The following is a 9482-nucleotide window of genomic DNA, read 5'->3' on the forward strand; positions in this document are numbered from 1 at the left end:
CCGCCGCTGAAGCAAGCATTTTCGTGCCGGCAGGAATACGGCAAGCTGGGGGAGCGCGCTCAAACACATGCCCGGTAAAAAACACAGTGGCGCAGCCAGCGCGAAAAAGGCTGTTTTTGACGGGTACTTGTGGCGGAACACAACCGCCCCCTAACCAACAGCGTAGTAACAGGGTCTGGCTCTAATCCGTCCTGATAACTCCCCCCGGTTCGCGCATCCGGCCAGGACGGCAAAGACGGGTCAGACGCCGCAGATACTGTTTGCGCTTGTCCAGAAAAAATGCCAGGGGCCGTGAAAAGTTGCGCCCCAGCAGGCCATCCACCAGCATCTGGCTGACCTCGCGCTCGCGGGTGAGCACCAACTGGGCGCGGGCCAGCACGCTGCGGTCGGCCTCGGGCATGCCGCGCACCATTTGCCGAAATGCCTCCTGAGCGCGCGGCTGATAAAACCAGAAATACATGAGATCCAGCGCGTTGATGATGAACGCCCGCTCCAGCTCGCGGCCCCTGGCCCCGCCGCGCCCGCCAAGACCGCCGGGCCGGGCCAGGTTGATCAGGGCGTCCTCCTGCGGGAAAAGCAGTTCCAGCCGCGTGTAGCAGGCAAAGAGACTGTTTACCTTGCTTTTGTAGTCCCAGCGGCGCATGCGCAAATTCACCTGGCTGTCGGCATAGCCTTCGATCAGGGCCGCCACCGTATCCGAGGCCATTTTGGAAACCACGGCCGCGCTGGGCACCAGATACACTTCGGGGTTGGCCACGCCCAGCCCCAGCAGCAGCTCAAAGAGCGCGAAATCGTAAAATGACGACACGGGAATGGCCAGGGCGCTGCGAAAGATGTTGCCGATGGCCGCTTCCTTGGGGAAGCCCCGGTAGACGTTATGCGCGAAGATGTAGAAACCGTTGACGATGTTCAGCACCGTGAACACCAGGGTGGGATTGCCGTCCACGGTCACGCCCAGGCCATCCTCCAGCAGCCAGACGCGCACCATGACTTCCAGCAGCAGCACGGAAATGCCGGTGTACATCAGCGAATCGCACAAGCGGCTGATGCTGACCTGCTCTTTCCAGTGAATGAGCGTGTCGCGCGTGGCGCCCTTGGCCGCCAGAACCATTTGCACCACATTGCGCACCCCGGTGATGCCGAACCAGATGAAGGTGCCGAACCAGGCCAGGAACCACCAGTCCTGGGTGTACAGAAAGGAGAAAAAGGCCGGAATGAAGCCCAGCAGCACTTTCAGCCAGTTGCTGACCGCGCTGTTCAGGTAGGGAAAGCCCGGCCGAACCTCGCCGCAGACGCCGCTTTTGCCCAGCAGGTTGTTGCCTGTGACCAGGTTCAGACCGCCCAGATTGGCCACATTGCCGTTATCGCATATCCGGCAGTCTTCGCTGGCGGTTTTCCATTCACGCCGCCGCTCCATGCCCAAATGGCGGCAGCCCGGCAGCATGCGCAGGCGCGCGCCCAGGCGCTGCCAGAAAGAGGGCGTTTCCGGCGTGCGGAAGGTCAGGCGCTCCTCCACCGGCGAAAAAATGGGAATGGGCCGGGTATGCCGCTGCTTGCGCCGCAGTTCGGCCAGCGAACGCCGGGGCAGGGTTTCCTTGAGCACCAGGCCCATGCCGAAAGAGCGGCGACTGGCCGAGCTGGTGCCCAGACGGGACTTGAGCGGAGTATGCCGATAATGTTCCCACAGTTTGGGCACATTGTGCAGAATGTCACGAAACTTGGCCGCGCGGGCGTCGTCGCCCCGCTGCGCCAGACGCCGGAGCATCTGGCGCACTATCTGCTTGACGCGCGGCCCCAGCCCCAGATTCAGGGCGCGCTGCAATTCGCCTATGGCCCCGATCTCGGCCATTTTGCCTTCCATCCAGCCCTTCATGTTGAAGATTTCCAGATGGGTGACGGCGCCGCGACAATCCCAGAGCAGCTCGGTCACATCCTCGACGCTCAGACCGGCGGCGCCGAGCACCAGCCGGTAGCCGGGATTGAGCTCCTGCAGTTCGCGCGCCAGTTCATAGGGCGAAAGCCGCAGCAGCGCGGGCATTTCCTCCGGCGGCGCGGGGCGGTTCAGGTTCGGCAGTTCCGGGTGTTTTTCGGCCGAAAGCCAGTTGTCGTTAATGAAATCCGGGCCAAGATTTTCCAGGCATTCCAGCTCGGCGCGGGCGGCCTCGTCTTCCAGCCCGGCCAGTTTGGCGGCGCGGGCCTTGGCCGCGGGCAGCACATGCCTGTGCAGGCATTCGGCAAGATGCATGTTGGAGGGCTGCCCACGGCCCACAAAACGCAAAAAGGCATCGGCCGTGAGCTCCGGCACGGGCACGCCCCAGCTTTCGGCCAGTTGCGGCCGCTGCGCCTCGTTCCAGGCGGCCAGCACGCGGAGCACCCGCTCACGTCGCCAGTTCAGCACATCCCGTCCCCGCTGCATCATGGAGGCCAGCTTGGGGCTGTGCAGAAATTCCAGAAAATCTTCGTTGGAGCTGAAACCGCGCGGAATCCAGAACAGGCTGGCAAAGCGGTCGTAAAACGGCGTCTGAAATTCCAGACCAATGCGCACGGCGATGCCGGTAATTTCCGCGGCGCGCAGAATTTCCCTGGCCGCTTCCGGGTCCACCCAGCATTCGTAGGCCACGGTCAGGCTGCGCAGGCCCTTGATCCAGGCATCCATGATCAGATGGGTGGGCGTTTTGCGGCCCTTGGTGTTGGCGTCGTAAACATGGTCGTCGAAAGCCAGCTGATTCCAGTCTTCAGGCATTTCCGGCAGGTGATAGCGGGCCAGCATGCGCCGCACCACCCTGGGCGTGCCCTGAACCACACGGCGAAAATCGTGCGCCAGTTTGAGCTGGGTCAGACGCTGGCCGTGCGCGCGCACCATGCCTTTCATGATCTGCATGAGCACGCGGGCCGTGTTCCGGCGCAGAGCCGAATGCGCGCTGTTGAGCACTTCGTCGTAGAGCGTCTGCAAAGCCAGCAGGCGATCCCTGGACTGCGTGCCGCCGGCCTCCAGATTGCGCAGCAGGTTGATGACCGCGTACGCCATGCGAGACACCGGCGAGGCCACCATTTCTTTGATGCCGTGCGGGTGCAGGTTGGGATCAAAGAGACAATCCTCGGAAGCCCCGCAATGGGATTCCAGAATACGGTTGACCAGGGCCAGGATGTCTTTGTCCTGCTTGTCGAAATATATCTCGCTCCAACGTTCCGCCACGCTCCGCTCCTTCTCCGCGCCGCACGCTCCAAGCGTAGCGCGTTGGTATAAGAGTTACCCCGTAGACGGTCCGGCGTCAAATCTTCCAGCGCCTTACGGCTGTGGTGCGCATTTTTGCCCCATTGCCGCACCGACTCGCTTTGCCTTTCCCTTCTTTTGCGAAAAACCGGCGGCCTGTGACGACCAATGCGCGTTGACAGAAATAGGCAAGAAAATGCGAGAATCATAGCTGGTTCAAAAAAATATGACCGTTTAGCATGGCCTCATCCATTTGGAACCAAAACGGAGGATTTCCTGTGAAAACCGCAATGGCATGCATGGTTCTGGCGTTGACCGCCACGACCGCTTTTTTCACGACCGAGGCCCGCGCCGCTGAAACGAACAGGGCGCAGACGATTATCCGCAACGGCGAGCAGGCCGCCATCAGGGGCCCCGCCCAGTTTTTTACCGGCACTGTGCGCATTGACCCCCTGTACCCGGCCAACAACGACATGCGCTCCAGCGGCGGCAGCGTGACTTTTGAGCCAGGCGCGCGCTCCAACTGGCATATTCACCCTGTGGGGCAGGTGTTGATCGTCACCTCCGGCGTGGGGCGGACGCAGGAATGGGGCAAGCCCATCCAGGAAATCCGGCCGGGGGATGTGGTGGTCTGCCCTGTGGGCGTCAAGCACTGGCACGGGGCCGCGCCGAACAGCTCCATGACGCATATCTCCATTTGCGAGGAAAAGGAGCCCGGCAAGGTGGTGGAGTGGATGGAAAAGGTGACGGACGAACAGTACAGCCAGTACAACGGAAAATAAACGACACGGCGAAGTCTTTCATACAGCGGGAGAATCATGATGAGCGACGCAAGAGAAAAGAAAAACCAGGGCATAAGCCGCCGTGGCGTCCTGCGGGCCGCCGCGGCGTTGGCCGCCGCCCCTGTTCTGCTGGGGGGGCTTTCGGGCATGGCGACAGCCGCGGAGGGAAAGACCGTGAGTTCCCGCGGCGTCGGAAAGAAAAGCGCTCTGGATCTGCCGCTGCTGACGCAAAAGCGCACGCTTGGCGGCGGGAAATTCAGCATGCGGGTGTCCGCCCTGGGTTTTGGCGTGATGGGGGCCAACTATAACCGCGGCGTTTCGCCGGACAGAAAAACCATGATCGAGGTGCTGCGCCAGGCCGCCGAACACGGCGTGACGCTTTTTGACACCGCCCAGGTATACGGGCCGCTGACCAATGAGGAGCTGGCCGGAGAAGCTCTGGCGCCATACAAGAACAAGGTGGCCATTACCACCAAGTTCGGCCACAGCATCGTCAATGGCGTTTACCAGACCGGCAAATTGAACAGCCGCCCGGACAATATCCGCAGGGTCGCGGAGGAATCGCTGAAGCGGCTGAAAGTCGATGCCATCGAACTTTTCTACCAGCATCGTTTCGACCCCGAAGTGCCCATCGAAGACGTGGCCGGAACCGTCAAGGATCTCATCCGCGAAGGCAAGGTGAAACGCTTCGGTCTGTGCGAGGTGGGGCCGGAAACCATTCGGCGCGCGCACGCGGAGCAGCCTGTTACCGCCGTCCAGAGCGAATACCATCTGATGTGGCGCGAGCCGGAAAAAGATGTGCTTCCCGTGCTGGAGGAACTGGGCATCGGTTTTGTGCCCTACAGTCCGCTCAACCGGGGATTCCTCGGCGGGGACATGACCGCATACACCCGATTCGATTCCGGCAACGACAATCGCAATACCCTGCCCAGGTTCACGCCCGAAGCTCTGGGAAAAAACCTGATGTTTGTGGAAGTCCTCAATCGTTTCGGTCGTCCCAGGGGCATTACCGGCGCGCAGGCCGCTCTCGGCTGGCTGTTGCGGAAGGACTGGATTGTTCCCATCCCCGGCACAACCAAGCTGGCTCATCTGGAGGAAAACATCAGGGCGGCCAGCCTGGCCGTACGCCCGGAAGAATGGAAAGAGCTTGAGGAGGCGCTCGCCAGGCTGGAAATCGTGGGCGACCGCTACCCCGCCGAACAGCAACGACAGGTTCAGAGAAGTTAGCTGCATGCCTTGTCGCCCCAAAGGGATGCCGAATAGGGGCGCCGGCGGCCCGCTGATCTTCGTGGCGCAGCGGCTTTTTCACTGTTCTGTTCCGCAACAGGATTCAGGAATGCGCTTTCTGTTTTGAGGAAGGATGATTGAAATGAAACGGGAAACAATGAAGGCCGGAGTGCTGGTCGGGCCTCAACGGATTGAAATCAGGGAGACGCCTGTGCCGGAGATGGCTCCGGGCATGTTGAAGATACGGGTTTCAGCCTGTGGCGTGTGCGGCAGCGACGTTCATATGTGGAAGGCGGGCAGGGGCTGGAGCGCGAAGCCCATTGAAAATTTCCATATGGGGCATGAATTCTGCGGCGTGGTTGTCGACCCCGGCGACAGCGATTTTCAGACCGGCGAGCGCGTGACCTTCTGGGCCAACCTGTACTGCGGCGTCTGCGACATGTGCCGGGCGGGCAAGGAACATCTCTGCCGGGATGTGCATGGCGCGAACTACATCGGTTTCGTCTGCAACGGCGGCTATGCGGAGTATTTTGTCGGCAGGGCGAAAAATGCCTACAGACTGCCGGATACAGTGTCTGATGTCGCCGCCGGGCTGATTGACCCACTGATGGTCGCCTATCATGCCGTCAGACAGTCCGGTCTGAAGCTGCACGACAAAGTGCTGGTGGCGGGCAGCGGCATTATCGCCCAACTTGTTGGCGGGTTGGTCAAAAAAGCGGGCGCATCTTTCCTGGCCATGTCGAAAATTGACGACCGGCAGACAGGCAGGGCGCGGGAAATCGGCGATTTCGACGCCTATTTTGACGGGAACGCTCCCAACCGGGCCGCCAGGATGCGGGAGGCCTCCGAGGGCGGATTTGATGTCGTCTTTGAAGCCGTCAGCGCGGGAGAATCGCTTGCCGCCTGCCTGGACGGCGTGAAGCCCGGCGGCGAAATAGTGATGATCGGCAACTCGCTGACGCCCGCGATTCCCTTTGAGCTGAATCGCGCCGTTCTGCATGAAGTTCGCCTGACAGGCAGCGTCTCCTGCACCCGGAAGGAATTTGGGGAAACCATCGACCTCATAGCCAGAGGCGTCATTGACGTTGAAAAATATGTGACCGGCATTCTGCCTCTGGAACGGCTTCAGCATGCCTTTGAGGAGCAGATTTCCCCCGCCGGGCGCGTTCTGAAGACCATTATCAAGCCGTAAGCCCCCAGGCGGCTCACGCCGCGCGGAGCAGCCGGCGCGGCGCGGAAAACGGCCGTGAACGGGGCCGAGCGCCGCGTTTTCGGGCGAATGGCGCAATGCGTTCCGGCAGCGTGTGTGCTGGTGAAGGCCGTTGCCGCCGCCCCGGAAAAAGCGGCCCGGAGCGGCGGCAACAATGATTGTGCAAAGAATTAAATAAATTCGTCCATGCGACCGGCCCTGACCTTTTGCAGCAGGCGTTCGGCCGCGCCTCTCTCGACATCGGGCAGCCCTTCCAGCTTTTCGGCGATCAGCTTTTCCCCCAGCTGCCGGGTATACGGCGTGGCGTAATTGAGCAGAAATTCCATAAACGAGGCTATGGAATTGGGCCCGCACTGGCCCTTCATGCCGCACTCCTGCACCATGGAGAGAAATTCCGGGCCGCTGCGCCCCAGGCGCGGACAGGCCGTGCAGAAGGAGGGCAGATGCCGCGCCTCCTCCAGCAGAAAACGCACAACCTCGTCCACATGGCAATCCTCGCCGATGGGGAAGGGCGCCTTTTCGCCAGGGGCCTCGTGCCAGCTCTCGTAGGGATTGGCGACGCTGCCCGTGAGCAGCTGCGAACAGCCCGCGTTGCAGCCGTTACGCCAGAGACCGGCGGGCTCTCTGGTGGTCAGCACAATGCCGGTATAGGGCACGGCCAGCCGCGTGATGGCCACGCAGCGCAGGTAGTCGGCATCGCTCAGGGGATAGGGCGTCTCAAAAGAGCTGCCGGGCACGGGGCGCAGCCGGTGCATGCTCACAGTGCGGCTGCCCGCGTCATAGACGCGCGCCAGATGCGCGCTGTGCAGCATGACGGCCAGCAGATCATACCGCCAGGGCCCCAGGCCCAGCAGCAGGCCCAGGCCCACATCTTCCACACCCGCCCGCAAGGCCGTGTCAGGGGCGTTCAGACGGGCCAGATAGTCGCTTTTGGGCCCGCTCACATGCGCGGCGCGATAGGCGGCCTCGTGATAGGTGTCCTGATAAATCAGCGCGGTTCCCACGCCGGCGCTCTGAAGAACGGCGTAATCGTCGGCCTTCAGCGGCCCAACATTGACGTTGACCCGGCGGATTTCGCCCATGCCGTCAAAAACGGTATAGAGAATGCCAACGGCTTCTTCCAGATATTCCACATCCGCATTGGGCAACTGGCCGCTGACCAGAACGATCCGTTTGTGGCCCTGGCGGATCAGCTTGCGGCCGGCCTCGCGCATTTCCGGCGGGGTCATGTACTTGCGCGCCACAGTGGTGTTGTCGCGACGGTTGGCGCAGTACAGGCATTCACTGCCGCAGTGGTTGGAGATATGCAACGGCGCGGAAAGCACGATACGGTCGCCGTAGACCTTCTGCTTGACCTGATCCGCCGTGCGCATCAGCAGGTCGCGCTGCTCAGGGTCACTGACCAGCATCAGCGCGGCGGCCTCCTGAACGCTCAGCGCCTCCAGCGCCAGCGATTTGTTCAGAATATCCCGCAATTCGGCGTCGTCCGGCGGGTTTTCGCGGCTCAGGGCGGTATTGATTGCTTGGCAGTCCAACCAGGGGGGCAATGTATCCGTGGGCATGCTGACCATCCTCGCAGGCAGAAATGAAAAAAGACGGCGCGGCGGATAGCCGGCCTTCCTCATGTGCGCAAAAATCATAGCATGAGGCGGGAGAAAAGACTAGTTATTTATTTCACAGCATGCCGCGCCCACCAGGCTCTTGCCGGATGCGCGGCATGGCTCTACACTGCGAAACGGCAAACAGCCCGCGCTTGTTCTGATTGCCAAGGAGTAACGCTGATGTTCCGCCCCTACCGCCGCCTTCTTGCCGCCTGGCTGTGGCTGCTCGCCGCCCTTGCTGCCGCCCCTCTGGCCGCCATCGCGGCCCCGGGCGCTCCCGCCTCTCCGCCGGAGCGCAATCCCCCCCAAAGCGCGCCCGCCGGCGCGCTGCGCGTGACCCTGCTGCTGGAACACGACGGCGCGCAACCCTGGACCGACCTGCTGCGCGCCGGCCTGGCCCGGGCCGAACGGGAATTGGCTGTTCTGGCCGCCGTGCGCGTTCTTCCGCCGGGCAGCGATCAGCAGGGGGCTTTCCGCCAGGCCGCGCGCGAGTCTGATCTGGTGCTGGCGGCCTCTGACCGGCTGCATGAGGTTTTGCGCAACAATGCCGCCAACTTCCGCCGAACCATGTTCGGCTGCATTGACGCCGGCGTGCGCGCGCCCAACATCATGTCCGTCACCTTCGCCGACGAGCAGGCGGCCTATCTGGCCGGGGCGGCGGCGGCCATGCTCACCAGCCGAACCAGCCTGCCCGGCGTCAACGCGGCAAGGGTCATCGGCTGGCTTTCCGGCGAAGACACGCCCGCCCTGCGCTCCCAGTTCCACGGCTTCAGCGAGGGCGCGCGCCTTGTGGACCCGCAAATCCGGGTCATCAACGCCGTGGCCGGCTCCTTCACCGATGCCGAGGCCGCCCGCCGCGAGGCGCGCCGCCTGCTGGAACAGGGCGCGGACGTTCTGGCCCTGGCCGCCGGCGCGGGCAACCCCGGCGCTCTGGCGGAAGCGCGGGAGCGCGGCATTTATATAATTGGTCTGGATACGGATCAGGCCGCAATCATGCCCGGCCGCGTGCTGACGTCCATCCTCAAGCGGGCGGACAAGGCCGTGTATGAAATCGTCGCTTCCGCGGCCAGGGGAAACTTTCAGGGAAAAACAATCCTCACCTATGACCTGCGCAATGGCGGGGTTGACATCGCCAGCCTGGCCCCCTTTCTGAGCGCGGCGGGCAAAAACGCGCCGCCCGATCTGGAACGCCGCCTCCGGGAGCTGCGCGCGGAGTTGCTGAACGGCTCCATCCGCCTCAAGTCCTTGCGGGCCCGCACCCTCTGCGATTGTCTCTAGCGCGCCGCTTCGCGCGTGCGGCATTTTGGGGGTGCTGTCCCAGACTCAGGGCGCACCCTCGGGAAGAGGGCGCGCCCTTTGACAATCAGCGGGAAAGCCCCTGGGAGCGTCAGGAGTTTTTCATCTCCTGAATCAATCCTGTAAGGGATTGCGCCTGAGCGACCAGGTCT

Annotated in this window: 6 protein-coding genes; 4 read left to right on the top strand and 2 right to left on the bottom strand. The window is 62.6% G+C overall.

The features are described from left to right. Positions 1–181: 181 nt before the first annotated feature. Positions 182–3196: a hypothetical protein gene (locus ACQRA4_RS02360; RefSeq protein ID WP_427821478.1), complete on the bottom strand. Its 3015-nt coding sequence runs from the start codon at positions 3194–3196 to the stop codon at positions 182–184. 296 nt (positions 3197–3492) lie between these two features. Here ACQRA4_RS02360 and ACQRA4_RS02365 point away from each other — a divergent pair, with 296 nt between their 5' ends. The 3 genes from ACQRA4_RS02365 to ACQRA4_RS02375 all read left to right on the top strand — a co-directional run bounded on the left by ACQRA4_RS02365 (position 3493) and on the right by ACQRA4_RS02375 (position 6415). Beyond that, positions 3493–3996, top strand: coding sequence for a (R)-mandelonitrile lyase (locus ACQRA4_RS02365; protein WP_427821479.1), 504 nt, complete (start codon positions 3493–3495; stop codon positions 3994–3996). A 36-nt stretch (positions 3997–4032) separates the two neighbouring features. After that, positions 4033–5223: an aldo/keto reductase gene (locus ACQRA4_RS02370; RefSeq protein ID WP_427821480.1), complete on the top strand. Its 1191-nt coding sequence runs from the start codon at positions 4033–4035 to the stop codon at positions 5221–5223. 142 nt (positions 5224–5365) lie between these two features. Beyond that, positions 5366–6415, top strand: coding sequence for a zinc-dependent alcohol dehydrogenase (locus ACQRA4_RS02375; RefSeq protein ID WP_427821481.1), 1050 nt, complete (start codon positions 5366–5368; stop codon positions 6413–6415). Positions 6416–6603: 188 nt separating this feature from the next. Here the strand turns inward: ACQRA4_RS02375 and hydG are convergent, their stop codons facing one another. Then, the gene (hydG, locus tag ACQRA4_RS02380) at positions 6604–7995 is read right to left on the bottom strand and encodes a [FeFe] hydrogenase H-cluster radical SAM maturase HydG (protein ID WP_427821482.1); all 1392 of its coding nucleotides are present in this window, start codon (positions 7993–7995) and stop codon (positions 6604–6606) included. Between the two features lie 219 nt (positions 7996–8214). Here hydG and ACQRA4_RS02385 point away from each other — a divergent pair, with 219 nt between their 5' ends. Then, positions 8215–9312, top strand: coding sequence for a BMP family ABC transporter substrate-binding protein (locus ACQRA4_RS02385; protein ID WP_427821483.1), 1098 nt, complete (start codon positions 8215–8217; stop codon positions 9310–9312). Positions 9313–9482 lie beyond the last annotated feature (170 nt).

This window comes from Desulfovibrio sp. SGI.169, assembly GCF_050313595.1.
Taxonomy (GTDB): domain Bacteria; phylum Desulfobacterota; class Desulfovibrionia; order Desulfovibrionales; family Desulfovibrionaceae; genus Desulfovibrio.